The sequence below is a fragment of the Nonomuraea sp. NPDC050786 genome (assembly GCF_040654115.1).
In the GTDB taxonomy this organism is placed as follows: Bacteria; Actinomycetota; Actinomycetes; order Streptosporangiales; family Streptosporangiaceae; genus Nonomuraea.
The window spans coordinates 1-26,138 of the sequence record NZ_JBFAHJ010000002.1 but is presented as its reverse complement, the minus strand read 5'-3'; the positions used below and the strand labels follow the sequence as shown (position 1 = coordinate 26,138).

General features: G+C 69.4%; 32 protein-coding genes, 1 tRNA gene and 1 pseudogene. 22 read left to right on the top strand and 12 right to left on the bottom strand.

Annotated features, from left to right (window positions below; all coding sequences use genetic code 11):
- Positions 1-311: 311 nt before the first annotated feature.
- The 3 genes from AB0H84_RS04450 (at position 312) to AB0H84_RS04440 (ending at position 1,684) form a co-directional block, all read left to right on the top strand.
- Positions 312-719 carry a hypothetical protein gene (locus AB0H84_RS04450; RefSeq protein WP_357598007.1) on the top strand — a complete coding sequence of 136 codons (408 nt, stop codon included), beginning with the start codon at positions 312-314 and terminating at the stop codon, positions 717-719.
- Positions 720-1,078: 359 nt separating this feature from the next.
- The gene (locus AB0H84_RS04445; protein WP_357598005.1) at positions 1,079-1,282 is read left to right on the top strand and encodes a hypothetical protein; all 204 of its coding nucleotides are present in this window, start codon (positions 1,079-1,081) and stop codon (positions 1,280-1,282) included.
- A gap of 180 nt (positions 1,283-1,462) precedes the next feature.
- Positions 1,463-1,684, top strand: a complete 222-nt coding sequence (locus AB0H84_RS04440) for a transposase (protein ID WP_357599610.1) — start codon at positions 1,463-1,465, stop codon at positions 1,682-1,684.
- Here the strand turns inward: AB0H84_RS04440 and AB0H84_RS04435 are convergent.
- Complete coding sequence (locus tag AB0H84_RS04435; protein ID WP_357598003.1) at positions 1,606-2,160, bottom strand: hypothetical protein; 555 nt, start codon at positions 2,158-2,160, stop codon at positions 1,606-1,608. The two genes, AB0H84_RS04440 and AB0H84_RS04435, sit on opposite strands and share 79 nt — an antisense overlap.
- Positions 2,161-2,320: 160 nt before the next feature.
- On the opposite strand from AB0H84_RS04435, the gene AB0H84_RS04430 reads away from it, so the two are divergent.
- A complete protein-coding gene (locus AB0H84_RS04430; protein WP_357598000.1) occupies positions 2,321-2,530 on the top strand; it encodes a hypothetical protein in 210 nt (69 codons plus the stop codon).
- Positions 2,531-2,566: 36 nt separating this feature from the next.
- On the opposite strand, the gene AB0H84_RS04425 is transcribed toward AB0H84_RS04430, so the two are convergent.
- Positions 2,567-2,875, bottom strand: coding sequence for a hypothetical protein (locus AB0H84_RS04425; protein WP_357597997.1), 309 nt, complete (start codon positions 2,873-2,875; stop codon positions 2,567-2,569).
- Positions 2,876-3,121: 246 nt separating this feature from the next.
- On the opposite strand from AB0H84_RS04425, the pseudogene AB0H84_RS04420 reads away from it, so the two are divergent.
- Positions 3,122-3,358: pseudogene (locus AB0H84_RS04420) on the top strand (site-specific integrase); the annotation flags it as partial.
- A gap of 63 nt (positions 3,359-3,421) precedes the next feature.
- Here the strand turns inward: AB0H84_RS04420 and AB0H84_RS04415 are convergent.
- Positions 3,422-3,498, bottom strand: a tRNA-Pro gene (locus tag AB0H84_RS04415).
- 96 nt (positions 3,499-3,594) lie between these two features.
- Here AB0H84_RS04415 and AB0H84_RS04410 point away from each other — a divergent pair.
- The 4 genes from AB0H84_RS04410 (at position 3,595) to AB0H84_RS04395 (ending at position 5,625) form a co-directional block, all read left to right on the top strand.
- Positions 3,595-4,020, top strand: a complete 426-nt coding sequence (locus tag AB0H84_RS04410) for a helix-turn-helix domain-containing protein (RefSeq protein WP_357597994.1) — start codon at positions 3,595-3,597, stop codon at positions 4,018-4,020.
- A 70-nt stretch (positions 4,021-4,090) separates the two neighbouring features.
- Positions 4,091-4,636 (top strand): hypothetical protein, encoded by a 546-nt coding sequence (locus AB0H84_RS04405; RefSeq protein WP_357597991.1) that lies wholly within the window; start codon positions 4,091-4,093, stop codon positions 4,634-4,636.
- A gap of 8 nt (positions 4,637-4,644) precedes the next feature.
- Positions 4,645-5,421, top strand: a complete 777-nt coding sequence (locus AB0H84_RS04400; protein ID WP_357597988.1) for a hypothetical protein — start codon at positions 4,645-4,647, stop codon at positions 5,419-5,421.
- Between the two features lie 6 nt (positions 5,422-5,427).
- Entirely contained in the window at positions 5,428-5,625 is a 198-nt protein-coding gene (locus AB0H84_RS04395; RefSeq protein WP_357597985.1) for a hypothetical protein, read from the top strand.
- 224 nt (positions 5,626-5,849) lie between these two features.
- Here AB0H84_RS04395 and AB0H84_RS04390 read toward each other — a convergent pair whose 3' ends face one another.
- Positions 5,850-6,266, bottom strand: a complete 417-nt coding sequence (locus AB0H84_RS04390; RefSeq protein ID WP_357597982.1) for an ATP-binding protein — start codon at positions 6,264-6,266, stop codon at positions 5,850-5,852.
- Between the two features lie 16 nt (positions 6,267-6,282).
- Positions 6,283-7,053, bottom strand: a complete 771-nt coding sequence (locus AB0H84_RS04385) for a SigB/SigF/SigG family RNA polymerase sigma factor (RefSeq protein WP_357597980.1) — start codon at positions 7,051-7,053, stop codon at positions 6,283-6,285.
- A 174-nt stretch (positions 7,054-7,227) separates the two neighbouring features.
- Here AB0H84_RS04385 and AB0H84_RS04380 point away from each other — a divergent pair, with 174 nt between their 5' ends.
- A complete protein-coding gene (locus AB0H84_RS04380; protein ID WP_357599607.1) occupies positions 7,228-7,584 on the top strand; it encodes an STAS domain-containing protein in 357 nt (118 codons plus the stop codon).
- 27 nt (positions 7,585-7,611) lie between these two features.
- On the opposite strand, the gene AB0H84_RS04375 is transcribed toward AB0H84_RS04380, so the two are convergent.
- Positions 7,612-8,331, bottom strand: a complete 720-nt coding sequence (locus AB0H84_RS04375; RefSeq protein ID WP_357597977.1) for a GAF and ANTAR domain-containing protein — start codon at positions 8,329-8,331, stop codon at positions 7,612-7,614.
- A 64-nt stretch (positions 8,332-8,395) separates the two neighbouring features.
- Here AB0H84_RS04375 and AB0H84_RS04370 point away from each other — a divergent pair, with 64 nt between their 5' ends.
- The 3 genes from AB0H84_RS04370 to AB0H84_RS04360 all read left to right on the top strand — a co-directional run bounded on the left by AB0H84_RS04370 (position 8,396) and on the right by AB0H84_RS04360 (position 12,382).
- Positions 8,396-10,222, top strand: coding sequence for a SpoIIE family protein phosphatase (locus AB0H84_RS04370; protein WP_357599604.1), 1,827 nt, complete (start codon positions 8,396-8,398; stop codon positions 10,220-10,222).
- A gap of 132 nt (positions 10,223-10,354) precedes the next feature.
- Positions 10,355-11,458: a glycosyltransferase gene (locus AB0H84_RS04365; RefSeq protein ID WP_357597974.1), complete on the top strand. Its 1,104-nt coding sequence runs from the start codon at positions 10,355-10,357 to the stop codon at positions 11,456-11,458.
- 138 nt (positions 11,459-11,596) lie between these two features.
- Positions 11,597-12,382 (top strand): glycoside hydrolase family 16 protein, encoded by a 786-nt coding sequence (locus tag AB0H84_RS04360; protein WP_357597971.1) that lies wholly within the window; start codon positions 11,597-11,599, stop codon positions 12,380-12,382.
- On the opposite strand, the gene AB0H84_RS04355 is transcribed toward AB0H84_RS04360, so the two are convergent.
- Complete coding sequence (locus AB0H84_RS04355; protein WP_357597969.1) at positions 12,360-13,406, bottom strand: helix-turn-helix domain-containing protein; 1,047 nt, start codon at positions 13,404-13,406, stop codon at positions 12,360-12,362. The two genes, AB0H84_RS04360 and AB0H84_RS04355, sit on opposite strands and share 23 nt — an antisense overlap.
- A 75-nt stretch (positions 13,407-13,481) precedes the next feature.
- Here AB0H84_RS04355 and AB0H84_RS04350 point away from each other — a divergent pair, with 75 nt between their 5' ends.
- Together AB0H84_RS04350 and pruA are read left to right on the top strand one after the other, a co-directional pair.
- Entirely contained in the window at positions 13,482-14,399 is a 918-nt protein-coding gene (locus AB0H84_RS04350; protein ID WP_357597966.1) for a proline dehydrogenase family protein, read from the top strand.
- Positions 14,399-16,024, top strand: a complete 1,626-nt coding sequence (pruA, locus tag AB0H84_RS04345; RefSeq protein ID WP_357597963.1) for an L-glutamate gamma-semialdehyde dehydrogenase — start codon at positions 14,399-14,401, stop codon at positions 16,022-16,024. The genes AB0H84_RS04350 and pruA overlap by 1 nt, the downstream gene beginning before the upstream one ends.
- Positions 16,025-16,083: 59 nt before the next feature.
- Here the strand turns inward: pruA and AB0H84_RS04340 are convergent, their stop codons facing one another.
- Positions 16,084-16,785, bottom strand: coding sequence for a poly-gamma-glutamate hydrolase family protein (locus AB0H84_RS04340; RefSeq protein WP_357597960.1), 702 nt, complete (start codon positions 16,783-16,785; stop codon positions 16,084-16,086).
- Positions 16,786-16,926: 141 nt separating this feature from the next.
- On the opposite strand from AB0H84_RS04340, the gene AB0H84_RS04335 reads away from it, so the two are divergent.
- Together AB0H84_RS04335 and AB0H84_RS04330 are read left to right on the top strand one after the other, a co-directional pair.
- The gene (locus AB0H84_RS04335; RefSeq protein WP_357597958.1) at positions 16,927-17,889 is read left to right on the top strand and encodes a GlxA family transcriptional regulator; all 963 of its coding nucleotides are present in this window, start codon (positions 16,927-16,929) and stop codon (positions 17,887-17,889) included.
- A 2-nt stretch (positions 17,890-17,891) separates the two neighbouring features.
- On the top strand, positions 17,892-18,515 hold the full coding sequence (locus AB0H84_RS04330) for a DJ-1/PfpI family protein (protein ID WP_357597955.1): 624 nt from the start codon (positions 17,892-17,894) through the stop codon (positions 18,513-18,515).
- On the opposite strand, the gene AB0H84_RS04325 is transcribed toward AB0H84_RS04330, so the two are convergent.
- Positions 18,512-19,135, bottom strand: a complete 624-nt coding sequence (locus AB0H84_RS04325) for a helix-turn-helix domain-containing protein (RefSeq protein ID WP_357597952.1) — start codon at positions 19,133-19,135, stop codon at positions 18,512-18,514. The genes AB0H84_RS04330 and AB0H84_RS04325 overlap by 4 nt on opposite strands.
- Before the next feature lie 69 nt (positions 19,136-19,204).
- On the opposite strand from AB0H84_RS04325, the gene AB0H84_RS04320 reads away from it, so the two are divergent.
- The 3 genes from AB0H84_RS04320 (at position 19,205) to AB0H84_RS04310 (ending at position 21,948) form a co-directional block, all read left to right on the top strand.
- The gene (locus AB0H84_RS04320) at positions 19,205-20,446 is read left to right on the top strand and encodes an MFS transporter (protein ID WP_357597949.1); all 1,242 of its coding nucleotides are present in this window, start codon (positions 19,205-19,207) and stop codon (positions 20,444-20,446) included.
- 56 nt (positions 20,447-20,502) lie between these two features.
- On the top strand, positions 20,503-21,309 hold the full coding sequence (locus AB0H84_RS04315) for a serine/threonine-protein kinase (RefSeq protein WP_357597946.1): 807 nt from the start codon (positions 20,503-20,505) through the stop codon (positions 21,307-21,309).
- A gap of 78 nt (positions 21,310-21,387) precedes the next feature.
- Entirely contained in the window at positions 21,388-21,948 is a 561-nt protein-coding gene (locus AB0H84_RS04310; RefSeq protein WP_357597943.1) for a hypothetical protein, read from the top strand.
- 525 nt (positions 21,949-22,473) lie between these two features.
- On the opposite strand, the gene AB0H84_RS04305 is transcribed toward AB0H84_RS04310, so the two are convergent.
- Complete coding sequence (locus tag AB0H84_RS04305) at positions 22,474-22,881, bottom strand: hypothetical protein (protein ID WP_357597941.1); 408 nt, start codon at positions 22,879-22,881, stop codon at positions 22,474-22,476.
- A 139-nt stretch (positions 22,882-23,020) separates the two neighbouring features.
- Here AB0H84_RS04305 and AB0H84_RS04300 point away from each other — a divergent pair, with 139 nt between their 5' ends.
- Positions 23,021-24,187, top strand: coding sequence for an XRE family transcriptional regulator (locus tag AB0H84_RS04300; protein ID WP_357597938.1), 1,167 nt, complete (start codon positions 23,021-23,023; stop codon positions 24,185-24,187).
- Between the two features lie 14 nt (positions 24,188-24,201).
- Positions 24,202-24,552 (top strand): hypothetical protein, encoded by a 351-nt coding sequence (locus AB0H84_RS04295; protein WP_357597935.1) that lies wholly within the window; start codon positions 24,202-24,204, stop codon positions 24,550-24,552.
- Between the two features lie 57 nt (positions 24,553-24,609).
- Here AB0H84_RS04295 and AB0H84_RS04290 read toward each other — a convergent pair whose 3' ends face one another.
- Both AB0H84_RS04290 and AB0H84_RS04285 read right to left on the bottom strand, forming a co-directional pair.
- Positions 24,610-25,272: a tetratricopeptide repeat protein gene (locus AB0H84_RS04290; RefSeq protein WP_357597932.1), complete on the bottom strand. Its 663-nt coding sequence runs from the start codon at positions 25,270-25,272 to the stop codon at positions 24,610-24,612.
- Between the two features lie 105 nt (positions 25,273-25,377).
- On the bottom strand, positions 25,378-25,995 hold the full coding sequence (locus tag AB0H84_RS04285; protein WP_357597930.1) for a DUF6461 domain-containing protein: 618 nt from the start codon (positions 25,993-25,995) through the stop codon (positions 25,378-25,380).
- Positions 25,996-26,138: the final 143 nt, after the last annotated feature.

Here is a 26,138-nt window from a genome sequence, read left to right as displayed (position 1 = left end):
CCGCGAACTGGGCGCGCCGTCCTGCACCACGTCGGCGGCACGGCGGTCAGTGTCTTGATCTTGGAGGGGGTAGGCGCCACGCTTGCCCGCGCCTGTGGTGATCGGGTGTCGGTTTCCGAAGTCGGATGCGCGAAGTGGTCTGCACGCTGCGGCACACCCTGGACGCGGTCAGGGCCCGCGTGGCGCGGGCGCTTGGGTGAGCGGTGGTGAGGAATCACTGCCCATCACGGATAGTAGTGATATTACTACACATTGTGATGCCATGGGGAGTGTTCGATCCTGCGACACCCGATCGAGAGGATCCCCCCGCAATGTGGGCCCAGACCAGCCTGCTCAGCTTCAACCACGCCTTGACCGGCCAAGACCGCGCCTACGAGCAGATCACCGACGTTCCTCCGCTCACCATCCCCACCGTCGGCGGCTTGTGGTCGGTCTCCTACCACGTCCGCCCCTCGATCAGCGTGCCCACGACCGCGCAACTGTGGGTCACCACAGCCCTGTTCAAGAACGGACAACTCCTCGCCGGCACCGAGGCCCTGAGCGGCATCGAGAACTCCGACGCGGTGGTCCAGGACACGATCGGGCAGACCTTCCTGCACACCTTCGCCGTAGGGGACGTCCTGACCCTCCACGCCTACCGCATCGGGCAGGCCGGTTCGGCCGCCATCATCAGCAACGGAGACGGACGCACCACAATCGCGGCGCACTGGGTGAGGTGACCTGAGCAGAACCGCAAAGCCCCCCGAACCTGCGACCGCCGCCCCGAGGGATCAGCACTCTCCATCACGAGTCAGAGCGTCGTTGACATCACGCTACGCCGCCTGGAGCCTTCACAAGGTTACGGTCGATGGCGTTCCGGGGCGTTGATCTTCCGACACCCCGGAACGCCTTGCGGGTCGTCATCGGCGCGAGAGTTCGCCGGTCGCCGTCGTTGAGCCGATCGGTGCTGACCGCGGCGTCGTCGGCTCGGATCTGGCTCAGCTTCGATGAACACAAAGAGTGATATATAAATCACTATAGGTGATATCTGAAAAGTGAAGCAAACATGCACAAAACCCCCGGATTTTACGCTCTGATCGTGGGAGCCAGCGCAGCAGCCGCCCTGCTGGCGCCCAGCACGACCGCCACCGCCCAGACGGCCTCAGTAACGGCGGCCAGTGTCGACTGCGGCGTACACCCCCAGGGCTGGTCCGGATGGAGCAGCCGCTGGAAAGAGGGCCAGTTCGGCACCATCGACGGCCAGATCTACGTGTGTCGGGACGGCCAGCTCGTGAAGTGGTGAGCCATTGGTGCCGGCTTCCTTTCGCTCGCATCGCTGATGGGAAGTCGGCACCCCGGTGCTCTGATGAACGGCGCCCACCACGATGGGGATCGAGGAGGAGTCCGCAGGAATCAGCGGTAGTGCACCACGCCTGTTGCCTGGTGCCCAGGTGGACCGTCTCAGTGGAGTAAACGGTAGCCCATCGATGGGATCCGCTGGCGGTTGCGGGTGGGTGCGCCGTGGCGGGACGTGCCGGAGTGCTTCGGTTCCTGGCGGGCGGTGTACGGGTTGTTCGTCCAGGATCGCCACGGCCGGGTGGCGGCCGGTTTGCGCGGGGTGTTGGTTCAGGGGATGTTGACGGTGACGTTCAGGGTCTTCATCGAGATGCGGGAGCTGTCGACGTGGCCCTCGTTGCGCCAGTAGCCGCCTTCCTTGGTGACGCCGGCGGTGATCTTGTAGTGGCCGCTGGTCAGGCCTTCGAAGGTGTGGGTGGCGGTGCCATGGCGGCCCTTGAGCGTGGCGCTGATCTCGCCGGGGACGGGGGCGCCGGTGGGCTTGTTCAGCCAGAAGTGACCCGTCAAGTGGCAGCCGAAGACGCACTTGTTCTCTTCGTACCAGGCGAGGCCCCAGTAGTAGAAGAAGTCGCCGCTGAAGGTGGCCTGGATGGCGTGGGTGCCGTTGGCGCGCTTGAGCACGCTGGCGCACATGTGCACGTTGCCCTTGGACGACTTGTCGGAGGAGTAGAAGGTCTGTGAGCCGCTGCCGGGGTCGCAGGTGGCGGCCAGGACGCGGTGGAGGGCATCTGGGCCCGCGGCGGCCGCGGCCGCCGCGGGGGCGACGGCGGGGACGGGGGCGGCAGCGAGGATGGCTGCTGCGGCTGCGAACGCCAGAGCCGCCAAGCCATGGGCGGTCTTCCGGTCGTCGTTGCGGGGCCCGCGGCCGGCGGGCCGGTGCCGCGGACCCCCCTGACCCAGATTGTTGCTTGATGAAGTCACATCGTGACTCTAAGTGATATCACTGGTGGTGGCCAGTCCCGCACCGGCCGGCTTGCGTCCCAGCGTGAGACCTCACAAGCCAAACGTGGGCCTGGTCTCGATCGAGAAGCCGAACGCGCCCGCGCTGACGCAGGCCCGCCTGCAGCAGTTCGACCAGGGGTACCTGAGCGCGGAGACGATCTCGGCGGCCAACGCCCGGCTGAGGGGCTGCACCCCTTCCACGATCCGGCCCGCGATGTCCCCGCTCCGCAGTCCTGATGCGGGTTCTGCCTGAGACTTGGGCTCACGCCTACCTCAGAACACCGGGGAGTCAGCAGGGTTCGCGAGCTGTTGCACAGTTGCGGTTACCCACGCTTTGGGGATTGGGGACCAGGGGGCCGTGCCGGCTGCTTTCCCGCCCGCCGTGCGGCACCTGCTGGTGGCCGCTCTCGGCGCCCGCGGCTGTCTCGGCGGTCGGCAACGGTTCCGCCTCGGCCAGGGCGCGGTAGACGCTGGCCACCGAGGGGTGCCGGCCCTTGTTCTTCCCGGTGGGGATGACCAGCTTGCGGGCGATGTCGGGCACGCCCACTCCTCGTTCGCGCAGCGATCGCGCGTAGGCGATCATGTCGTCGTCGAACACCTTCGGACGGCCGCCGTGTCGGCCCCGCTCCCGGGCTGAGGCCTGGCGCTCGGTGCGTGAAGGAGGCGACACAAGACCAAGCGGTCACGGAGATCCCTAGCGTTGCCTAAGCGGTATGTCGAAGCGCTCAAGATGCACCAGCAGCAGCAGCAGTGAAAGGACAAGAAGGAGGCAGGCGCGAAGTGGAAGGATCATGGGCTTGTCTTCGCCTCGCTCGTCGGCACGCCGCTCGACGCCCACAACGTCCGACGAGCCTTCCAAAAGATCGTTAAGAACGCCGGGGTGCCCGCCTACCAATGGACTCCGCGCGAGATGCGGTACAGCTTCGTCTCGCTGCTCTCCGACTCAGGCGTCCCCCTGGAGGACATCGCCCGGCTCGCCAGCCACAGCGGGACTGCGGTCACCCAAGCCGTCTACCGCAAGCAGATCCACCCCGTACTCCTACAAGGAGCTGCGACAATGGATGATCTCTTCGCCCGGTAGTCACTCACCAATGCGAAAGGGTGCCACCCTAGAGAGTGACACCCTGCTCGACCAGCGAAAACCTGGTCGGGACGACAGGATTTGAACCTGCGACCCCTTGACCCCCAGTCAAGTGCGCTACCAAGCTGCGCTACGTCCCGGTCGTGTCCGTCGCCCCCTGCGGAGCGGGACGTCATAACCTTAGCGCACATCGGAGGTACACGCGTACACGGAGAGCTGGGAGCGGAGGTGCCCGGGTGGGGCGGAAGCCGACCATCGATCGGCGGGAACTGGCCAGGCTGGTCGCCGAGGGGATGAGCGTGCAGGACCTGGCCGCGCACTTCGGGGTTAGCGAGTCCGGGGTGCTGCAGGCCAAGCGGGCCGCCGGGCTGGCCAAGCCGATGCTCGACCACAGCCGGGCCGTGCCGTGGAAGCTGGCCCGCGCGCACGCCCAGTCCGGGCCCGCCACCAATCTGCGTAACCTGTCGGCGGCCGCGCAGGGGAAGCCGCCCGCGGACGAGCGGTTGAACACGGCTCTGCGGTGGGCTCAGCGCCTCGTGGATGCGGGGCTCGACGTGCGGTACGACGCGGCTGAAGGGTTCAGTGAGGTCCCCGCTCCACCAGGGGGCTCACATGTCGCAGCGGTGCTGGCCGCGGCGCGGGAGGCACTCGAAACCCGCTGAGGCGGCAAGTTTCGACATGCCTGTTCGAGGGCAGTCGCTGGTCTCAACACAGAGACCGGAGGCGAAGATCATGACCACCTCTATCTGGGTGGCCGTCGTGGTCGTGGTGGTGGCGCTCGCCGCAGTCGCATATCTCGTGCTGCGACAGCAGCAGCGGCGCAGCCATCTCCGCGAACGGTTCGGCCCGGAGTACGAGCGCACAGTCGCGGAACACGACAACCGCCGCGAGGCCGAGGAGGAGCTGCTCGACAGGGAGCGGCGGCATGCCGAGCTCGACATCCGCCCCCTCACGGAGGAGTCCCGCGAGGCGTACGCGAACCGGTGGACCGAGGTGCAGGAGCGCTTCGTGGACGCCCCCGGGTTCGCGGTGACCGAGGCCGATCAGCTGGTCACGGCGGTCATGGCGGAACGGGGTTACCCGACGCAGGACTTCGAGGAGCGGCTGTCCACCCTGTCGGTGGGACACGCGGCCACCCTCGACCACTACAGGACGGCTCACGAGATCAGCGGGCGGGCGGCCAGGAAGGAGGCCTCGACCGAGGAGCTGCGGCAGGCCATGGTGCACTACCGCGCGCTGTTCGAGGAGCTGCTGCATGAGACCGCGCGAGGACGGTGAAGAAGATCATGAGCACCCCCACTCCCAGCAGTGGCGCCGAGGAACGCGCGCGCCACGACTACCCCAACGATCATTCGGCAGACGGCGGGCGCCCTCTCGCCGGCGATGGCACTCACCGTGCCGCGGCCGACGACGGGCTGGAGTCGGCCGGCCGGCGCGCCGACGATGACGAGCTCGTGGCGCGTGATGCCCGTGCCGACGGCGACGCGCTGGCGGCGCGTGATGGCCGGGCCGACGACGATGACGAGCTGGTGGCGCGCAATGGCCATGCTGACGGCGACGCGCTGGTGGCGCGTGATCCGCGTGCCGACGATGACCGGTATGCGGCGGCTGTGCCCGGTTCCGGGCCCGGTGGTGTGACGGGCTCCGACGACGAGCGCGACGGCCCGTACCGCGAGCCGTACGCGGGAACCGGCGGCGGCGACATGCTGGCAGAGCCGGACCTGGAGCCGGACGCGGACCCGGTGGCGGCAGGGGAAGCCCCCGCGCACGCCGCCGGCCCCGAGGAAGTCGTCCTGTTCGACCAGGACCCCGACCAGGTTCAGGCCCGCTGGCGCGACCTGCAGACGGCGTTCGTCGACGACCCCGGCGAGGCTGTACGGCGGGCCGACGGCCTGGTCGGCGAGGTGGTGGAGGCCCTCACCAGCAGTCTCACCAACCGTACGGACGCCCTGCGCGACCGCTGGAAGGACGCCGACTCCACCGACACCGAGCAGCTGCGCCTGGCGCTGCGCGATTACAGGAGCGTCCTGGAGAGCCTGCTCACCCTTTCCGGGAGGAGGTGACATGACATGCTCGCGGTAGTCGCAGCGATCATCTTCGGGCTGGGATTCCTGCTCGACCTGGTCAACGTGAGGATTCCCGGCGGGTTCTCCGGCATGACGTTCGCCCTGCTGGGCCTGACGCTACTGGCCCTGCACCAGGCAGGCGTCGGTACGGCCAGCATCCGCAGCGGATACGGGAACTGGCGCGGCCGAGTCCGCCGATAGCCGGCGGAAGCCGGTAACCCCAGCGGAAGCCGGTAATCCGAGCGAATGCCGGTAATCCGAGCGAATGCCGGTAATCCGAGCGGAAGCCGGTAACCCCCAACGCAAGTTGATAACTCCAGAAACGGCCAGACAGGCGAGACAGGAGCGGGAGGCCGCCGGCGATGCGGTCTCCCGCCCGAGCGAACCGAAGGCCAGGGTAGCGAAGCGAGGGCCAGGGCAGAGCGTCACTCCTTGCCGGGGAAGCGCATGGTGACGGTGCTGCCCTCGCCGTACCCGACCCGCAGCGTCAGATCGGACGCCAGCAGACGGGCCACCCACAGCCCCATCCCGCCCACGGCGCCGGGCTGAGGTCCCGGTTTCCACGTGCCGTCGTCGTGCACCTCCACGACCAGGTCGCCGTTGACCAGCCAGGTACGCAGGGAGGCCCGGTCCGCCCCGTGAGTGACGGCGTTGGTCGCCACCTCGTTGACCGCGATCACGAAGTCTCCGACGGCCTCCTCCGGCATCCCGGCGCAGCGGGCCTCCTCCTCGGCGAACTGCCGGACCTGCGGCAGGTCCGGCAGTCCGAAGTGCAGCTCTTTCACGGGCGCGCCGGGCGGCGGGCTCGTGTAGCCCGACTGAGGCTCTGTGTCCTCGTTCACCCGGCAGACCTTCTTCTCAGCCGACCAGCTCGCTGCGCAGCTGGTCGAGGACCTTGCGGAGGATACGTGAGACGTGCATCTGGGAGATCCCGAACTCGGCCGCGATCTCGGCCTGCGTCATGTTGCCGAAGAAGCGCAGCAGCAGGATGTGCTTCTCCCGGGACGGGAGCGCGTCGATGAGCGGCTTGACGGCCTCCCTGTCGACCATGGTGCTCAGCGTGTCGTCGACTTCGGGGATGACGTCGCCAAGAGAGGCGGCGTCGTCGTCGGTCCCGAGCGGCGCGTCGAGCGACAGGGTGCTGTACGCGGCGGAGGCGTCGAGCGTCAGCAGGACGTCCTCCTCGCTGATGTTCATCTTGGCGGCCAGCTCGGCCACGGTCGGCGACCTGCCGAGGTCCTGGCTGAGGTCGGCGACGAGCCGGTTGAGCTCCGAGCGGCGCTCCTGGTAGAGGCGCGGCACCCGGATCGCCCACGTGCGGTCGCGGAAGTGACGCTTGACCTCGCCGGTCATCGTCACGACGGCGTAGCCCCTGAACGCGTGCCCGAGGGTGGGATCGAAGCCGTTGACGGCTTTCATCAGGCCAACATACGCGGCTTGGAGGAGATCCTCCAACGGCTCGCCGCGGTAGCGGTATCGCCGGGCGATCTCCATGGCGAGCGGCCGGTGCATCTCGACGATGCGCTCGCGCAGGCGCTCCCTCACGCTGTCGGGGGTGTCTTCCCTGACCATCTCGGCCAGGAGTTCTTCGGCTGTCATCTCCTCGAGGACGTATTCCTGCACAGCCATCGCTGCTCCTCCATATGGATCGCAGGCGGCCTCTCCAAGGAAAAAAGCCCATGCAGAGGCACGCCTCGGTCTACTTCGAGACGAAAGCCCGCTGCTGGACTCCGCAACAAGTGTCCCCCGTATCGCCGGAAGTATTCCTCCCATGTTCGGTGACAGTAGGGTTGCTCCGTGACAATGCCGGATAGCGGCGAGGGGCCCATGGCCGCCCTGAGCCTGACGTCGTCGACGGTGGACGAGATCACCGTGATCCGTGTCGACGGCGTGCTCGACGCCACGACCCGCGAGCAGTTCGCCGATTACCTGTCCATGGCCGGGGCAGACCTGATCCTTGACCTGGCCGGCGTGACGTTCATGGACTCGCGGGCGCTCGGGCTCATCGTCCACCACTGGCAGACGAGCCTGGCCTCGGGCGCCAAGTTCGCCCTCATAGGGGTCGAATACTCCAAGTCCAGGGTGATGTGGATCACAGGACTGGCGCAGCGCCTGCCGCTCTACGACACGCTCGACGACGCGCTGGCCGCCATCGGCTGACCCCCGCGCAAGAGCGTGCCAGAGCGGCTAGGAGCGCCTCGACTTGCGTTGGTGCTCGTCGACCAGGAGCCTGGCCAGGTCGGCCACCTTGACCTGGTGGTGCTGGGAGATCCTGCGCAGCTCCTCGAACGCGGCCTCGGCGGTGCATCCGCTGGTCTGCATGATGATGCCTTTGGCCTGGTCGATCACCGACCGCCCGGCGAGGGCCTCCTGGAGCTGGGCGGCGTCGGTGCGCACCTCCTCGAACTCCCACATGTTCGCCATGGCCACCCCGACCTGCTCGGTGAGCATCTCGGCCAGCGAGTGGGCGCCCTGCGGGGAGAACGCCCCCGGGCGTACCGAGTAGAGGCCGACCAGCAGCAGCGCGGGCGCGATGTCGATGGGGACGATGAGCACGGAGCGTACGCCGCACCGGGTCGCCAGCGCGTCGTAGCGGGGCCAGCGGGTCTCGGTGAGCACGTCTGTCACGCTGGCGCGGCCGCCGCTCTGCCTGGCCTCGATGGACGGGCCCTCGCCGAGCACGCGCTCGCCTTCGACGAGCAGGATGAGCTCGCTGTGCGAGCCGGACACCAGCACCCGGTGGTCGCGCCAGTGCTCGGCAGAGGCTCCCGAGCAGCCCGGAACGCCGTCGGCCAGGGCCGCCGTGAGGCCGCGCAGTACGCTCTCCGTCGAGTTGTCCTCGCCCAGTCGGCCCAGCGCGGCGAGGTCGCGGGCGAGACCCGGGGTGATCATCGCGATTGATTCCATAGCAAGAAGCCCCTACCCGATATGGCTACCGATATCCCATGTGACGTAGCGTCAGAGGGTGACCATGCCGGACCTCGAACAAGCGCTGGACGCTCTGGCCGGGCGCGTGGCGTCGTTGCGTGAGGCGAGGACGGCCTATCCCGCCGACCTCGCGCCCACGCTCGACGCTGCCCTCGCCGAGCTCGACACTGCCGCCGAACTGCTGGCGGAGGCCCGGGAGGCATTGCAGAAAGCGCCCAAACGGCCGGGCGGCAAGAAGGACGGCACACAGCGTGAACTGAAGCTGCTGCGCCAGGTATTCCGTGCCTTTCCCGTGCCCGTCATCGTGCTCGACAGCGGCGGCGTGGTCAGGCGGATCAATCCCGAGACCTCCCGGGTGCTCGGCAGCCCCGACGGCTACCTGGTGGGCCGCTCCTTCCCGCTGCTGGTGGACGTGTCGCGGCGGGCGGCGTTCCGGTCTCATCTGACGGCGGTGCTGCAGACCGGGCAGCCGTCGGCGTTCGAGACCCGGCTGGCGCACCAAGGACGTACGCACGTCGTACGGGTGGCGCTGACCAGGATGACCATGCCGGGAGAGCCGCAGCAGATGGTGGCGGCGGTGGCGCTGCCGATCGAGGTGCAGCTGCCCGAGCCGGGCGCGCGGCGGGTCGAGCAGTCCGACGGCGCGCTGCTGCTGGCGGCGGCCAAGCGGCAGGACCTGCTGGTCAGGATGGCCAATCTGCTCCTGGACGAGGAGGCGCTGCTGCGCCCGGTGGCGCTGCCGAGGGCGACGCGGCTGCTGGGGGCGCAGTGGGCGGACTGGGTGATCGCCGACATGGTCCGTGACGGGGCGCCGCACCGCTCCGTCGTGGTGGCGCCGAAGAACCAGCCCCTGGGCGAGCTCGTACGCCAGGTGGAGTCGGCCGACCCGGCGAGCAGCCAGGCCGTGATGCAGGTGCTGGAGCGCCGCTCCGGCGTGGTCCAGGAGATGGTGGACGACGAGACGCTGCTCGGGTTCTGCGCGGACGGGCCGCTGCTGACGGCGATGGGCGCGGGCTCGATGCTCTCCGTGCCGATCGGCTCCGCCGACGGCGTGCTGACGCTGGTGCGCACGCACGACAAGCAGCCGTTCACGCTGGCCGATCTGGCCGTCATGCAGGAGGTGGGGCTGCAGCTCGGCCTGGCGGTACGCGCCCAGAGCAGTTTCCAGAGCCGCTCGAGGGCCGCGGACGCGCTCTCGGCGAGCGTGGCGCCGCGCAAGCTGCCCGACGTGCCCGGCTACGAGGCGGCGGCCGTCTACCATCCGGGCTCCTCCGTGGGGGCCGAGTTCTACGACGTCTTCCCCGTGTCGACCGGGTGGGGGTTCGCGCTGGGCGGCGCCGCGGGCAAGGGCGAGGAGGCCGCGTCGGTCAGCGCGATGGTACGCGGCGGGCTGCGGGTGCTCAGCGTCTGGGAGTCCGACCCCGACCTGGTCATGCGCAAGGTCAACCAGGCCCTGGTCGCGCAGGGCACCGGCATGTTCGTGATGGCCGTCGCCGGCTTCGTGAAGGGGCGCGAGATCAGGCTGTCGTCGGCCGGGCACCACCCCGCCGCGCTGCTGCAGGCCGACGGAGGCGTGCGCTTCGCCGCCGGCGGCGGCGTGCCGCTCGGCATCGCGCCCGAGGCGGAGACCGGCGTCGAGCGGCTGATTCTCGCCGCGGGCGAGACCCTGGTGCTGTACTCGGAGGGGCTGATCTCCTCCAGGAACGAGCGCGGCGAGCCGTACGGCGAGGAGCGCCTGGCCGACGTGCTCGGCCGGTGCGCGGGCCAGTCACCCTCCACCGTGGTCAAGACCGTGGAGGCGGACCGGCACGCGTTCTCGGGCGGTCAGGTGTGGGACGAGATCGTGATCCTCGCGCTACGAGGCGTCTGACCTGGTTCGTCACGATTTCTGATCTGCAGGGGTTTGCGATTGGCTCAAACCTGGGTATGGTCGGAGTCGTAGATAGACGTGCCTAAGACGCAGGCACACCTTTCAGGCTTTTTTTCCACGCTGAGGTGTGCCATGAATATCGCTATCGTCGCCACCGCCGGAGACGCCCGGCGCCACCACATCCTTTCCGTCGCACGCGAGCTGGGTCGCGGGCACCATGTCACCATCTACTCCCGCCGTGACAACGCCGAGGGCAAGCCCAAGACGCGGGTGGCCCCGGGGGTCACGCTGGAGCAGATCGACGTGGGCCCCGCCAAGGAGCTGGCGGACGACGACATGGCGCCGTTCCTGAACGATGTCGGCGAACACTTGATGAAGCGGTGGAGCCAGGATCGGCCCGACGTGATCCACGCGCACTCGTGGACGGGCGGGCTGGCCGCCGTGGCGGGTGCCAAGGACCTGGGGGTGCCGGTCACGCAGACGTTCCACACCGTTGACCCTGTGCACAAGGACCTGGAACGGGCGCTCGGCCGCCGGGCCAACGCGGTCATCGCCGGTTCTGGTGACGAGGAGTCGGCCCTGATCAGGCTCGGCGTGCCTCGCTCCAACATCGCCGTCGTCCCGTACGGCGTCGACACCGAGCGTTTCCAGCGTCGCGGCGCCGTGGCCACGCGGGGCGCGCGCAAGCGGCTGGTGCACGTCGGCCCCCTCTCGCCGGATCGGGGCGCGCACACCATCGTGCGGGCGCTGCAGGGGCTGGGCGACGTCGAGCTGGTCATCGCGGGCGGGCCGGAGCCCGAGGACCTCGAGAACGACAGGGACGCCCGCCGGCTGCGCGCCCTGGCCGAACAGCTCGGCGTCGCCGACCAGGTGACGCTGCTGGGCCAGGTCAAGCGGGCCTCCGTACCGAAGCTGATGCGCAGCGCGGACGCCGTGGTGACGGTGCCGCGCGAGGCCGCGACGGGGATCGTCGCGCTGGAGGCGATGGCCTGCGGCGTCCCGGTGATCGCCTCGGCCGTCGGCGCGCACCTCGACTCCGTCATCGACGGCGTCACCGGGCTGCTGGTGCCGCCGGACCGCCCGGCCAGCACCGCCCGGCTGGCCCGCGAGCTGCTGTCGGACCCGACCCTGCGCACCGCGCTCGGCTACGCGGGGGCCGACCGGGCGCGCTCGCGCTACTCCTGGGAGCGGGTGAGCCAGGAGCTCGTACGGGTCTACGAGTCGGCCTGCGCCTGACCAACATGGAGACTTCCGGCAGGTGGCAAGAGCCGCCTGCCGGCACCATGTTCAGGCGCTGACTCCCTCGACGCCCGGCCCGTGCCCATTTCCCCGAAGGCCCATTACTGCAGTGACATTTTTGCTTCCATTGACCCCATGACTACACGCAGTCAGATCCTGGTCACGGTGACGCTCTTGGGTGTCGCCGTGCTTCCCCAGCCCGCGCGGGCGCAGGCGCCGGGCTGGGGCGCCCCGGTCCTCGTCGAGAACTTCGGCGGCGCCACGATCGACACCGGCAAGTGGATGATCTACCACTCCCCGCAGGCGCAGCGGAACCCCCGTACCGGGAGGGCGGCGACGGTCGCGAACGGCATGCTGCGCCTCAAGGGCGGCATGTACGGCGGCAAGGACCTGTCCGGCGGGGTGGCCACCCGGCTCGCCCAGCGGTACGGCAGGTGGGAGGTCAGGTTCAGGGCCGAGGCGGGAGCCGGGTACACGCCCGTGGCGCTGCTGTGGCCGACCGAGCAGGGCGCCGGCGACGACTACGCCGAGGTGGACTTCGCCGAGATCGTGGATCCCGAGCGGCAGGGCGGCGGGATCTTCGTGCACGGCGGGCATGACCGGGCGCAGCGGCAGCTGCGGGCCGACTTCACCAGGTGGCACACGGTGGCGATGGACTGGCTGCCGGGGCGGCTGACGTTCTGGCTGGACGGCCGGAGGCTCTGGGACTACCGGGGCGCGCAGGTGCCGCGGGGCCGTGCGATGGGCCTCGCGCTGCAGAACGACGTCGTGTGCGAGCCGCGCTGCCGCGACGCCGGCACGCCGGAGACCGTGTCGATGTACGTGGACTGGGTCAAGGTCTACCGCGCCCCCACAGCAGACCCCACAGCGGACCTCACAGCGGACCTCACCGCAGCCCCTACAGCAGCCGGGCGGCCTTGAGGCCCAGGTGGACGGCCAGCCGGTCGTCGCCGTCCGACAGGTCCCTGTGCGTGAGGCGCTCGGCCTTGCCCAGCCGGTAGTAGAGCGTCTGGCGGTGGATGCCCAGCTCGGCGGCCACCTTCTGGGCGTGGCCGCCGTGGTCGAGATAGACCTCCACCGTCTCGGCCAGCTCGGCGTCCAGGGCGGCGATCTCGGCCGCCAGCTCGCGCAGGTCCTGCCGGGCGAGCCTGGCCAGCAGGCGGTGCACGCCCAGGTCCTCCCAGCGGGCGATGGGGGAGTAGCGGGGGAAGTGCTCGGCGACGCGCAGCGCGTGGCGGGCCTCGCGCCAGCTCAGCCAGGCGTCGGCCGGATCGGGCCGGGGAGCGCCGATCCCGGCGGCGGTGCCGTACGCGCTCTGCAGGGTCTGCGCGACCTCGCCCGCGAGGTGGGCCGGGGTGAGCAGGGCGACGGGCGAGCCGGTACGGGCCAGGACGCCGCGCGGGAGCGTCCACAACGTGGCGACACGCTCGGCCGACTCGCGTACGGCGACCGCCGCCACCGGCCCCGGCACCTCGATGGACGCGCTCGCGCGCTCCGCCGGGTCGGCCGAGAACAGGGCGAGCAGCCCACGGCCGAGGTCCTGCCTGCTCCTGGCCTCCTGGGCGAGCTCGGCGGCGGCCCTGGCCACCAGCGGCGCGACGGAGTCGAGGGCCGTGAGCGCGCCCGAGTCGAGCAGCCACAGGTAGCCGTAGGTGACGTCGCCGTGGCGCAGCGGCCAGCAGACCCTGGCGAGGACCCCCAGCTCGGCGTCCGCGGGGATCCGGACCGGGCCGGTGGCCCTGGCGATGCCGTAGCGCTCGAAATAGTCGCGTACCTCGCCGGTGGCGCGCCTGCGCAGGATCGACTCCTGGCGGACGGTGTCGATGTCGCCGTGCTGCGCCCCGTAGGCCAGCAGCCGGAACGAGCGGTCCTCCAGCGTCACGGACGCCCCCAGCCGGGCGGCGATCTCGTCGACGATCTCTTGTAGGTCTGCCGTGTTGTGCATTTGTATGACAGCCTGCCACACGCGCCGTTACGCCCGTCGATGGCCCCCTCTGAGCTGCGTTTTTAGACTTGGAGCATGCTGGGTCAAGTGCTCCTCGCCGCGTCAGGGAGCGGCGTCGTACGCCGTGCCGTGTCGGGCTTCCCGCTCACCAGGAAGGTCGTCGACCGGTTCGTCGCGGGCGAAAGCGTCGCCGAGGCGCGCGACGCCATCGAGCGGCTGCGCGATGCGAAGCTGGCCGTCACCGTCGACCACCTCGGCGAGGAGACGCGCGACGCGCGTGCCGCCGAGGCCGTCACGGACGCCTACCTCACGCTGCTCCAGGCCCTGGGGCCGCTCGATCTCGGGACCCGGGGCGAGGTGTCGGTGAAGCTGTCGGCCGTCGGGCAGCGGCTCGACGACGCGATGGCGCTGGAGCACGCCCGCGAGATCTGCGCGGCCGCCGCGATGAACGGCTCGACCGTCACGCTCGACATGGAGGACCACACCACCGTCGACTCGACGCTGGCCATCCTGCGCAAGCTGCGCGAGGACTACCCGTCGACGGGCGTGGCGATCCAGGCGTACCTGTTCCGCAGCGAGGACGACTGCCGCGACCTGGCCGCGGAGGGCTCCAGGGTGCGCCTGGTCAAGGGCGCCTACCGCGAGCCCGCCGCCGTGGCCCACCAGGGCAGGAGCGCCGTGGACAAGGCGTACGTGCGATGCCTGCGGATCCTCATGGCGGGGAAGGGGTACCCCATGGTGGCGACGCACGACGATCGCATGATCGCGATCACGGAGCTGCTCGCCGACCGGTTCGGGCGGACGATCGGCGACCACGAGTTCCAGATGCTCTACGGGATCCGGACCGACCTGCAGGAGTCCCTGGCAGGTGCCGGCCACACGGTCCGCGTCTACGTCCCCTACGGCGACGACTGGTACGGCTACTTCATGCGCCGCCTGGCCGAGCGGCCCGCCAACGTCGCCTTCTTCCTTCGTGCCCTGGGGGGTAAGTAATGGATGCCATCAGCAACGTCCCCGTTCCGGCCAACGAGCGCGTCTTCGGGTACGCGCCGGGCAGCGCCGAGCGGTCCGCGCTGGAAGACCGCATCAAGGAACTGGCCGGGTCGTCGCTCGACCTGACCATGACCATCGACGGCGAACAGCGCCTCGGCGGCGGCACCCCCATCGACGTGGTGCAGCCGCACAACCATGCCTCCGTTCTGGGCCGTACCAACGACGCTACGGCCCAGGACGTGCAGGACGCCGTCGACGCCGCGCTGCGGGCGGCTCCCGCCTGGCGGGCGCTGTCGTTCGACGAGCGGGCGGCGATCTTCCTGAAGGCCGCCGACCTGCTGGCCGGGCCGTGGCGGGCCACGCTCAACGCGGCGACCGTCCTGGGCCAGTCGAAGTCGGCGCAGCAGGCGGAGATCGACTCGGCCTGCGAGCTGATCGACTTCCTGCGGTTCAACGTGGCGTACGCGCGCCAGCTCTACGCCGACCAGCCGATCTCGTCGCCCGGCGTGTGGAACCGGATGGAGTACCGGCCGCTCGAGGGCTTCGTGCTGGCCATCACGCCGTTCAACTTCACCGCCATCGCCGGAAACCTGCCGACTTCTGCCGCTTTGATGGGGAATGTCGTTGTCTGGAAGCCGTCGCCCACGCAGCAGTTCGCCGCGCACTTCACGATGCGGCTGCTGGAGGCGGCCGGGCTGCCGCCCGGCGTGATCAACATGGTCACCGGCAACGGCCAGGCCGTCTCCGAGGTGGCGCTCGGGCACCCGGCCCTGGCCGGGATCCACTTCACCGGCTCCACGGCGACGTTCCAGCACCTGTGGAGCACCGTCGGCCGGAACATCGCCTCCTACCACGGCTACCCGCGCCTCGTCGGCGAGACCGGCGGCAAGGACTTCGTGCTGGCCCACCCGTCCGCCGACCCGGCCGTGCTCTCGACGGCGCTGATCAGGGGCGCGTTCGAGTACCAGGGGCAGAAGTGCTCGGCGGCCTCGCGGGCGTACGTGCCGCGCTCGGTCTGGAGCCGGATGCGTGACGACTTCGTCTCGGTGGCCGAGTCGCTGAGCGTGGGCGACGTGTCGGGCGACCTGTCGACGTTCATGGGCGCCGTCATCGACGCCCGGGCGTTCGCCAAGCACAAGGAGGCCATCGACCGGGCGCGGGCGGCCGCGAACATCGACGTCCTCACCGGCTCGTACGACGACGGCGTCGGCTATTTCGTGAAGCCGACCATCCTGGAGTGCGCCGACCCGACCGACGAGATCTTCGTCAAGGAGTACTTCGGGCCCATCCTGGGCGTGCACGTCTACGAGGACCGCGACTTCGACGCGGTGCTCGACCAGATGGAGGGCATCGCGCCGTACGCGCTGACCGGCTCGATCATCGCCCAGGACCGGTACGCCATCGCGTCCGCGTCCGAGCGGCTGCGCTTCGCGGCGGGCAACTTCTACGTCAACGACAAGCCGACGGGCGCGGTGGTGGGCCAGCAGCCGTTCGGCGGCGCCCGCTCCTCCGGCACCAACGACAAGGCCGGCTCGATCTTCAACCTGATCCGCTGGGTGAACGCCCGCACGATCAAGGAGACGTTCGTGCCGCCGACCGACCACCGTTACCCGCACATGGGCTGATGTTTCTGCCCATTTCGCGCCATGGGCCCCCGGTCCTGCCCCGGGGGCTCATGGCGTTTTCAGCCGAGCGCACGGTTGACGGCCGCCACGTACCTGTAGAAGGCCTTCGTGCGGTTGGCCGGGTCCTCGATCCAGGCGCGGCTCAGCTTCCCTCCGTCGAAGAACCGCTCCCGCTGCCCCCGGCTGATCTCCAGCTGCACGCCCATGCCCCTGCGGTTCTTGTTCGCGATGTTGCTGGGGCTGTCGCCGCCGATCTCCTCGGGCACGGACGTCGAGACGGCGAATCCGGCGGCGCGCAGCTCGGCCTTCACCTTCTTGACCAACCTCGTGTCCCGCCCGCCGACGTAGGTGGTGGCGTCGGAGCCCGACGCGGCGTGCCAGGAGACGGTGTAGTCGACCGCCGCCACCACGTTGAGCGCCTTGGGCTCGTCGAAGTGCGTGGCGGTGATGTGCAGGGCGCTGTTGCCGGACTCCTTGATGCCTTCGAACGCGTAGAAGGCGTACTTGCTGCCCGCGGCCTCGTCGGCGAGCTGCGACGTCGGCGCCTCGATGGCGCCGCCGTGGATGGCGATGTGCGCCACCTTCGCGCCGCGGGGGACGCGCTGGACGCGGCGGTAGTCCCTGCCCTCGACCTCGTGGGCGGACAGGTCGGCGTAGTCGGCGTAGACGTCGCTCGCGGAGCGGGCGGACTCCGCGTGAGCGGCAGGGGCGAGGCCGATCAGGAGTAAGTTCGCGACGGCGATGGTCAGGACCTTCTTCACGTGACACCTTTCGACGATCTTCTTTGACCGCCCCCCATCATGCCGCCTGACGGCCGGAGCCACCCCTGCCTGCCGCTCATGGCGTAATGTGCAATATTCGTGTCATTGACGCCATATAGGGCCTGCGACCAGCATGAAAGCATGCAGCGACGAGTCCTGATCGTCGTCTTCCCCGGCTTCCAACTGCTCGACATGGCCGGTCCCGCCGATGTGTTCGCCACCGCGGACCTGCTGGTGTCCGCAGGCGGGTACCGGGTCGAGGTGGCGGCGGTGGGCGGCGGCCCCGTGCCCGCCGGGAACGGCGTCACCGTCACGGCCTCGGCGCTCGCCGACGTCGCGGGGCCGATCGACACGCTGCTGGTGGCGGGCGGGCTCTCCGTACCGGAGCGGCTGGCGGACCGGGAGCTGGTCGGGCGCATCGCCGGGCTGGCGGGCGGCGCCCGGCGGGTCGCGTCCGTGTGCAACGGCGCGTTCCTGCTGGCCGAGGCGGGGCTGCTGGACCACCGGCGGGTCACCACGCACTGGCTGGCCGCCGGCGAACTCGACGCCCGCTACGCGTGCGTCGAGGTGGACGCCGACCCGCTCTACATCGAGGACGGCAACGTCTGGACCTCGGCGGGCGTGCTGTCCGGCGTGGACCTCGCGCTCGCGCTGGTGGCCAGGGATCATGGCCACGCGCTGGCCAGGGACGTCGCCCGGGGCCTCGTGGTGTACCTGCACAGGCCGGGCGGGCAGAGCCAGTTCAGCACGCCGATGCGGGCGCTGACACCGCGCAGCGAGCCGCTGAGGGAGCTTCAGGCGTACATCGACGCGAACCCCGCCGCCGACCTGAGCGTGCCCGCCCTCGCCGCGCGGGCCGGGATGAGCGAGCGCCACTTCTCCCGCGTCTTCACCGAGCAGACGGGCCTGTCACCCGGCCGGTACGTCGAGCGCAGCCGGGCCGAGGCCGCCAGGCGGCTCCTGGAGGTCACCGGCCATCCGCTGGACAGGGTGGCCAGGGAGTCGGGGCTCGGCACGCCGGAGACCCTCTACCGCGTCTTCCGCCGCCACTGGCGGATCTCACCCGGCGACCACCGTCGCCGGTTCCGATCGAAGGAGAAGTAGGCATGCATGTGGCCATCCCGCTCTATCCGCGTTTCACCGCGCTCGACGCGGTCGGGCCGTACACGGTGCTGGCCTTCGCGCCCGGCTGGACGGTCACGTTCGTCGCGGCCGAGGCCGGGCCCGTGACCGACGACCAGGGGACGCTCACGCTCACCGCCACCGCCTCGTACGAGGACGTGCCCCGCCCTGACGTGATCGTCGTCCCGGGCGGCCCGGGGACGATGGCGGCCATGGCCGACGAGGCCCTGCTGGGGTGGCTCCGGCAGGCTCACGAGCACGCCCGGTGGACCACCTCGGTGTGCAGCGGCTCCCTGGTGCTGGCGGCCGCCGGGCTGCTGGAGGGGCTGAAGGCGACCAGCCACTGGTCCATCCTGGACGCGCTGCGGCAGTACGGGGCCGAGCCGGTGAGCGAGCGCGTCGTCACCCAGGGGAACGTCGTGACCGCGGCCGGGGTGTCGGCGGGGATCGACATGGCGCTGACCCTGCTGGCCCAGGCCGCTGACCTGACGACGGCGCAGGCCGTGCAGCTGGTCATCGAGTACGATCCGCAGCCGCCGTTCAACGCGGGGTCGCCCAAGACGGCTCCGGAGGGGCTGTCCGAGCTCGCGCTCAAGCTCATCTCCTAGGGCGCCTCCCGGCCCGTGGTGGCCCGGCCGGCTCCCACCGGCAGCACGTCGAAGTGGATGACCACGTGCCCGATCGACGGATCACGGGGGGCGGACGACTCCCGCTCCCTGCGGTCCGACAGCGCCCGGTACCTCTCCAGCACCTCGAACACCTCATCCTGCAGCGCGCGCGTCTCCTCCGGCGTGAGCCGCACTGACCGCCGCCCGAAGACGCTCGCCCGCACCCACTCCTCGGGCGCCGTCGCCTCCTCCTCGCGCCACCGGGCCAGCTCCGCGCCGCGCTGCCGCACCAGGTCGTCGAGCACGGCCTCCAGCGCGCTCGCCGTCTCGGGATCGCCGGGATCCGGCTCGCCGTAGGAGAAACCCCCGGCTGCGATGCGCCAGTACTTCTCCTTGCCGCGCCCCATCCCCGGCACCACCTCGATCATGTCGTGCCTGGCCAGCTCTCTGAGGTGGTAGCTGGTCGCGCCGGTGTTCTGGCCCAGCAGCGCGGCGAGTCCGGTGGCCGTGGCGGGCCCGTGCTCGTCCAGCAGCTCGTAGATCCGCAGCCGGAGCGGGTGGGCGAAGGACTTCAGGGCGTTGGCGTCGAGCGTCCGGGCGGAAAAGCTCTTGCTCTGCATGACTGTGCAAGCCTATCTTTGCAAAGGAATCTATGCACACTTTCTCTTACACACTATCGGAGTGCAGCGGTGGGGCGTTCGTTCGGTTTTCTCTGGTCATCCACCGCGCTGTCGAACCTGGCCGACGGCGTGCTGAAGGTCGGCGCGCCGCTGCTGGCCGTCTCCATGACGCGCTCTCCCACCCTGGTGTCGCTGGTGGGGGCCGCCGCGACGGCGCCGTGGTTGCTGTTCGCGCTGCACGCCGGGGCCATCGCCGACCGGTCTGACCGCCGCCGGATCATGGTCCTCGCCAACGCCGCCCGCACGGCGATCCTCGCCCTGGCGGGCCTGCTGGCGCTCCTGGGCCTGCTCGACCTGTGGCTGCTGCTGGCGGCCGTGCTCGTGGCCGGGGTGGCCGAGGTCTTCGCCGACACCTCGGCGCAGGCGATCCTGCCCATGACCGTGCCCCAGGACCACCTCACCCGGGCGAACGGCCGTGTCTCCAGCGCCCAGATGATCGGCAACGACTTCGTCGGCGCCCCGCTCGCGGGCCTGCTCGTGGTGGTCCTCCCCGCCGCGCTCTTCGGCGCCCCGGCCCTCCTGTACGGTGCCGCGGGCCTGCTGCTGCTGGTCATGCGGGGCACGTACCGCCTGCCCGCGGACGCCGGAGAGCGGAGGCCGCTGCGGCGGGACATCGGCGAGGCGCAGCGCTACCTCTGGTCGCACCGGGTGCTGCGGAGCCTGGCCGTCACCGCCGGGATGCTCAACCTCGCCAACGCCGCCTACTTCGCCGTCTTCGTGCTCTGGGCGGTCGGCGACGGGTCGCGGATCGGGCTGGAGCCGCGCGGGTACGGCCTGATGATGACCGCCTTCGCCGCCGGGGCGGTGCTCGGGTCCCTGCTGTCCGGGCGGGCCGCGGCGATCTTCGGAGAGGTCCGCACGCTGGTGGGCTCGTGGCTGATCAGCAGCCTGCTGCTCCTCGTGCCGGTGGTCGTGCCGACGCCGTGGACGCTCTACCCGACCGCCGTCCTGTGGGGCGTGGTGGGCGCGGCGGCCAACGTCCTGGTGATCTCGACCCGGCAGCGGCTGATCCCGGCCGAGTTGCTGGGCCGTGTCAATTCGGCATACCGCCTCGTCGGCATGGCCGGGATGCCGCTCGGGGCGGCTCTGGGAGGCGTGGTGGCCGAGTTCGCGGGGCTTGGCGCCGTCCTCGTGGGCGCCGCTGGAGTATGTTTGGTGGGTGTCGGACTGGTGTGGCGCGCATTGTCTGATCGAATTTCTAGGCCGTTGACCAGCGCACCCGCACTTTCCGACATATCCGGATCACGTTAGGCACCCTACGGCCGGTGCTGAAGTGACATGATTATCCCCGAGCATGAGGGGATGGTATGCGGGAGATCGGCGGACGGTACCTCCTGAACGAGGAGGCCGGTCGTGGGGGTATGGGCGTCGTCTGGCGTGCGTTCGATCAGCTCCTCCACCGTACGGTGGCGCTGAAGGAGCTGACCTTGGCCGGTGAGGCCGAGATGGTGCGCCGCCGGGTGCTGCGTGAGGCCAGGATGGCTGCCGGCCTGACGCACCCGAACATCGTCACGGTGCACGACCTGATCGAAGAGGGCGGCAAGCTCTGGATCGTGATGGAGTACCTCGACGGGCTCTCGTTGCACCAGTTGCTCTCGCAGGTGGGCACATTACCGGCGCAGTCGGTGGCCGCGATCGGCCAGCACCTGCTCGCCGCGCTGCGCACCGCGCACAAGGCCGGGGTGCTCCACCGCGACGTGAAGCCCGCCAACGTCATGCTGACCGGCGATCGGGTGGTGCTCACCGACTTCGGCATAGCGACCGCCGAGGGCGACATCCGGATGACGACGTCCCGGCGGCTGCGGGGCACACCCGCCTTCATGGCGCCCGAGCGGCTGCACGGGGGACCGGCCAGCAAGGAGGCCGACATGTGGTCCTTCGGCGCCACCCTCTACAGCGCCGTCGAGGGCCAGCCGCCCTACCCCGGGCAGGACGCGGCGACGGTGCTCGGGATGGCGCGCAGTGGCCCGTACCCGTCGCCCCGGCGGGCCGGCGTGATGCGGCCACTGATCGAGGGCCTGCTCCACCACGACCCGGTGCGGCGCTTCACGCCTGAGCAGACGGCGGGACTGCTGGCCGGCATGCGCGCCAGCGCCTACCAGACGGCCATCTGACCCACTACGCGGCGGGGCCGGTCTGGAAGCCGATGGCGGCGGGCATGGCCGGTTCCGGCCTCGCCGTAGGATGCCTCGGTGATCGACGGCGATGGTTGCACGTACGAGATGATCTTCTCTGAGGCCGAAGAGGCGATCGACGAATTCTGGACCAAGCTCGGCGGTCAGCCTGTCTGGCTCGAGAAACCGCAATGGCCGCTCTGCTACCGGCACGAGCGTCCGATGGGGTTCATCGGGCAGTTCCGGCTGCCTGGCAGGTCGACCCGGATGGCCTACCTTTTCATGGACGACGAATCCGAGGAGTCGTTCCTGCCTGAGGGTGGCGAGAACGCGCTCATCGTGCAGCCGGGCAGAGTGCCGCCCTTTGTGGAGACGACCGATGCCGCGTGCGGCCCACGCCTCGTCGGCGAGACGTTCGTCGATCTGGAAGAGGTCGAGCAGCTGGACCCTGGTTGGTGGGGGTCGCGCGTGCTGGGCGCTCCGACGTGGTTGCAGTACGAGGAGTATCCGGCCGGTGGTCCGTGGACGTTCTTCTTCCAGCTCCGGGAGCTGGACTCCTTGATGTTCGGCGACAGCGGGATGGGCTACGGCTTCCTCAGCGCCGACGAACAGGAGGGCCGCTTCCTGTGGCAGTGTTGACCGGTTGTCGCCTCCAGGAATAGGCGCCTCTTCCTACGCACCCGACGGCATAGGGAGAACGACGTGCTCGCTGCCTCGCCTACGACGCCTGCAGTACCGAGCGGACACAGGCTGGGCATGCCCGAGTCGCCTGGGGTGAGAACGGCATCGACCAACCACAGATCGGCAGCGGATGTGTTGGCTCCCCACAGAGGCTCGTCCTGCTGCCATCCTGTACGGCATGCTGCACGGCGTCCCGTACGAGACCAGACGGACCCAGTCGGTAGCCGTCTTTGATGGTCACCCGCCCAGCGTCCCCCATGGACACCAGCAGGTCATCCCAGTGGATGGTCCAGCGTCGTACTCCGCCGAGCAGTTCATTTTGCTCACCGTCGAGCTTCACAAGTGCCAGAGTGCCGTTACGCAGGATGTTCACTACCGTGCCGCATTGCCCTATAAGCCAGGATGCGAAGGCTCGCGTCGTGGCCGGGCTATGGAGCATGTCCACGATCTTGACTCGACTGCCGATGGTCCTCTCAGCCGTAGTCATGGCAGGTTTTCCGCTGGCGAGGCGCCGGAAGCCAGGTCCCTGATCATCGGGGAGAGCGGGTGGCTGGCACGTAGATCGGCATACCGGAAGGCGACGCGACGGGCGGCGCGCCCAGGTTCGATGGCTGGATGCCAGGCGTAGACGGCGCGCTTGCGAACGGGGTCCCAGCCGGTGCGCCACCAGAACCGGTAGCCGTCGCACCACACGATCAGCCCCACCCAGACCGACACCAGCGCGAGCCCGTAGCCGTCGTGAACGTCTGCGGCGATGTCTCGCTCTTCGAGAGCCTTCTGCAGGAGTTGGGCGTGGAGCCGTTGCGTGGTGTCCTCAGCTGGATCGGTGTGCGTCGTAACTCGTGAAGGATTCATCACGTAAAGGAAAGCGACCCCGCGTTCACCGGGCACGATGACAATAGGAGACAGCCGAGGAGACGGCGTATCCGCGAATATCCGGAGGTGAACGATGGGCACCCCAGGAACACCGCCCCTGTGGGCTGTACGGCTTCGGGCCGAGCGTAAGACTGAGGTCGGTACCGTCGCGGACATGGCCAGGAGGCTCAAGGCGGTGGCGGAGGGTCCGTTGCCCACGGTGGCGGATTTGACGCGGATGATCCGAGGGTGGGAGCGGGGCGATCACTATCCCAGCGAGCGCTACCGTCTCCTGTACGCTCGCGCGCTGAAGAGCACGGAGGCCGACCTGTTCGACCTGGACGAGCGGCCCAGCGTACCTGTCCCCTCCTTGCCCCTGGAGACCGTCGCCCCTGACGCGGATCTCTATGAGCGCGTCACCCGTACGATCCAAGAACCTCGCCGTGTCGATCAGAGCACTGTGGACTGGCTTGCTGCCTGCCTCGCCGAACATCGGAAGGTCGAAGACACCATCGGCTCACGTCCCCTCTTGGGCGTCGTTCGGCAGCAACTCGGCATCGTGGTCGAACTGGCGCAGAGCGCTCGAGGCAGCATCGCCGACACCGTGGTGGATCTGGCCGCGCAGTACGCTCAGTTCGTCGCGTGGATGTCTCTCGACATCGACGACCAGGCCGCCTCCCTTGCCTGGTACGACCGCGCCCACGACTGGGCGCTGGAGATCGGCGACGTCAACATGGCCACCACCACGCTCAGCATGAAGGCCCACCAGGCATGGAGCGCCGGCAACGCCCGCAGGACCGTCCGGCTGGCTCAAGCTGCGCGCTGGCACGACGGACAGGTGACTCCCGGCGTGCGCGGCATGGCCACCCAGATGGCGGCGCGCGGGTACGCGCTCGCGGGAGAGGCTCGTCCGGCCCGCACGCTTCTGGACGAGGCCGAGGCGCTCATCCGCCAAGCCGCCGACCACGCCGACAACGAGCCCGCGTGGATGTACTTCTACGACGAGACCTGGTTCCGCCTCCAGCGTGGGATGACAGAGCTGTACCTGTCGAACTGGCCCAAAGCCATCGACATGCTGACGGCCGGATTGGCGCGCCTGCCCGCCGCCTACAAGCGCGATCGCGCGTGGTACGGCTCATGTCTGGCCAAGGCTCACGCCCAGGTGGGGGACGCGGAGACGGCACTCGAGGTCAGTCTGCCCATCGTTGCCGACGCCATCACGCTGAACCGCCATGCCCGTAAGGAGCTGGTCGATGTCGCAGCCTTGTTGGCTCAACACACGTCGAGCCAGGCCGCCGCTTTGCGGGATGCTCTCGCTGACGCCGGTCGTATGGGTAGCTGAGATTGGATTGCCGGGTGCTGATATATGAGCACATCGCTGATCGTCTCGTCAGCGAGATACCCGAGTTCCGCTCGGTGCTGCGTGAGCATGTCATTGACAACCACGAAGTCCTGCCGCACGTCCTCTTCGGAGATCTCACCAGGTTCGTTCTACACGCCCACCAGCAGGGACGTGAACAACTGGTCGGACGGTGCCTGACATTCCTAGCGGTAGCAATGAAATCTGCCGATGTCCGCCTGCGCGAACTCGTGGCTGTCTCGTTCGTGGAGAACGTCGGCCCTTGGGATCCGGCGATGGTGGACTTCATCGCCTCCTGGCCAGAGGCACTGCGTAATGAGGTAATCGATCAAGCTGGGGGACCCTGATGAAGGCTCCGGGTGACTAATCCGAAATCTGGCCAGCTGGAATCGGCGGCTGTCGTACTAGATCTCCGTTCTCGCCTGCTCGATTTGCCGCACGATGGCATGGGCGCCATGCGCCTGGGCGAGGGCGTGCGCCTCGTCGAGTGTCGCGAGCGCGTCCGCCCGGCGGTCCTGGGCGGCGGCGATGTAGGCCAGGCCGACCATGTTGGCGGCCACGCCCGGCAGGGCCCCGAGCTCCCGGCGCAGCCGCGACGACTCCTCCAGCCGCTCGCGCGCTTCGTCCAGCCGACCGGCCATGTGTGCCGCGATGCCCAAGTGCCGCAGGGCCTCGGCCTGGGTCGGCTTGTCGCCGGCCTGCGCGGCGAGCTGGCAGGACCGCTCCAGTTGCGGAACCGCGGTCTCGTTGTCACGCCGGATGACCTGATGTAAGCAGCCGATCCAGAACAGCGCCTCGGCCTCGCCGCGCGTGTCGCCCAGCGCCCGGTACAGCTCGATCGCGCGCTCGAACAACGGCAGTTCGGCCGGGTCCTCGACGGGTGACGAGCCGGCGCCGGCGCGCTCGCTGAGAAACCGCGCATGCAGGATCCGCCCACGAGCCAACGCGGCATCGGCCTCCACCGCGTCCAGGGCCCGTTCGGCGTCGGTCAGCACGCCGGCGTCGCCGGTGAACACCGCCCGTTCATAGAGCGTCTTGGCCCGTTCGATCCTGTCTTCGGCGCTCATCGCCGCCCCCGCCCTGGCATCGCCACTACGTGTAGATCAGCAGTACAGTACTCCGGCCCAGGATCGTCATATGGACGGTCAGCGAGGAGTGGGTCGGTCCGCTCTTCATAGGTGGTCTGACGGTTCCCCGGCCGGCTCCGCGCCGAGGAACCGCAGGGCCAGCAGGTCGCGTGTGAACGGGACGCCGGTGATCCGGCTCGCCAGGGCGAACGCACGGGGGATCGGGGATTCGATCTCCGGGCCCTCGAAGTCATGGTCAGGGTCCAGCCCCACGTCACGCATCGCGTCAGCGAAGCGGTCGAGGTCCCTGCCCGACCGGTCTTGCGGGGCCATCGGATCGAAGCAGACGATCGTCTCGCCGTCGATCTCATGGACGAAGGTGTCCACGGCGTAGTCATGGCGGCAGACCGACACCACCTCGGCTCCCCGCGAGACGCGGGTCCTCACGTCGTCGTCCGCCGCGATCTGCCATCCTCCCGGTTCGATGACCAGCGTCCAGCCCTCGATCTCCGTAGCGCCGATGTAACCGGCCGCGTCCTCGGCGTTCTCTGCCGAGCGCTCGTCCATCTCCTCGAACGTCACCTCCTCCATCGTGCTCTCGTCCACGCCGAATCGCCGTAACGCCTCCTCCGGCGAGATGTCCCGGACGAAGGACACGCAGTAGAGGTCGCCCAGGGGTTCCGTGTCTTCCAGCCAGCTGAAATCCCCGCTGCGGTGTGTCATCGTCGCTCCCTTGATCGGTTGCGCGTCATCGTGACTCCTCCGCTCCCTGAAGGAAGCGGCTTCTCGCTAAGCCGCTTGCGCAGCCTCACGAAGGGCAAGCCCTGCCCTCAAGATGTTGATCGCCGCGTTCACGTCGGCGTGTG

Bases quoted from the DNA above. Each gene is read 5' to 3' on its own strand.
- AB0H84_RS04450 (WP_357598007.1), top strand. From the start codon at position 312: ATGTGGGCCCAGACCAGCCTGCTCAGCTTCAACCACGCCTTGACCGGC.
- AB0H84_RS04405 (WP_357597991.1), top strand. From the start codon at position 4,091: ATGACCACCTCTATCTGGGTGGCCGTCGTGGTCGTGGTGGTGGCGCTC.
- AB0H84_RS04400 (WP_357597988.1), top strand. From the start codon at position 4,645: ATGAGCACCCCCACTCCCAGCAGTGGCGCCGAGGAACGCGCGCGCCAC.
- AB0H84_RS04395 (WP_357597985.1), top strand. From the start codon at position 5,428: ATGCTCGCGGTAGTCGCAGCGATCATCTTCGGGCTGGGATTCCTGCTC.
- AB0H84_RS04385 (WP_357597980.1), bottom strand. From the start codon at position 7,053: ATGGCTGTGCAGGAATACGTCCTCGAGGAGATGACAGCCGAAGAACTC.
- AB0H84_RS04380 (WP_357599607.1), top strand. From the start codon at position 7,228: ATGCCGGATAGCGGCGAGGGGCCCATGGCCGCCCTGAGCCTGACGTCG.
- AB0H84_RS04375 (WP_357597977.1), bottom strand. From the start codon at position 8,331: ATGGAATCAATCGCGATGATCACCCCGGGTCTCGCCCGCGACCTCGCC.
- AB0H84_RS04370 (WP_357599604.1), top strand. From the start codon at position 8,396: ATGCCGGACCTCGAACAAGCGCTGGACGCTCTGGCCGGGCGCGTGGCG.
- AB0H84_RS04365 (WP_357597974.1), top strand. From the start codon at position 10,355: ATGAATATCGCTATCGTCGCCACCGCCGGAGACGCCCGGCGCCACCAC.
- AB0H84_RS04360 (WP_357597971.1), top strand. From the start codon at position 11,597: ATGACTACACGCAGTCAGATCCTGGTCACGGTGACGCTCTTGGGTGTC.
- AB0H84_RS04355 (WP_357597969.1), bottom strand. From the start codon at position 13,406: ATGCACAACACGGCAGACCTACAAGAGATCGTCGACGAGATCGCCGCC.
- AB0H84_RS04350 (WP_357597966.1), top strand. From the start codon at position 13,482: ATGCTGGGTCAAGTGCTCCTCGCCGCGTCAGGGAGCGGCGTCGTACGC.
- pruA (WP_357597963.1), top strand. From the start codon at position 14,399: ATGGATGCCATCAGCAACGTCCCCGTTCCGGCCAACGAGCGCGTCTTC.
- AB0H84_RS04335 (WP_357597958.1), top strand. From the start codon at position 16,927: ATGCAGCGACGAGTCCTGATCGTCGTCTTCCCCGGCTTCCAACTGCTC.
- AB0H84_RS04330 (WP_357597955.1), top strand. From the start codon at position 17,892: ATGCATGTGGCCATCCCGCTCTATCCGCGTTTCACCGCGCTCGACGCG.
- AB0H84_RS04325 (WP_357597952.1), bottom strand. From the start codon at position 19,135: ATGCAGAGCAAGAGCTTTTCCGCCCGGACGCTCGACGCCAACGCCCTG.
- AB0H84_RS04315 (WP_357597946.1), top strand. From the start codon at position 20,503: ATGCGGGAGATCGGCGGACGGTACCTCCTGAACGAGGAGGCCGGTCGT.
- AB0H84_RS04300 (WP_357597938.1), top strand. From the start codon at position 23,021: ATGGCCAGGAGGCTCAAGGCGGTGGCGGAGGGTCCGTTGCCCACGGTG.
- AB0H84_RS04290 (WP_357597932.1), bottom strand. From the start codon at position 25,272: ATGAGCGCCGAAGACAGGATCGAACGGGCCAAGACGCTCTATGAACGG.
- AB0H84_RS04285 (WP_357597930.1), bottom strand. From the start codon at position 25,995: ATGACACACCGCAGCGGGGATTTCAGCTGGCTGGAAGACACGGAACCC.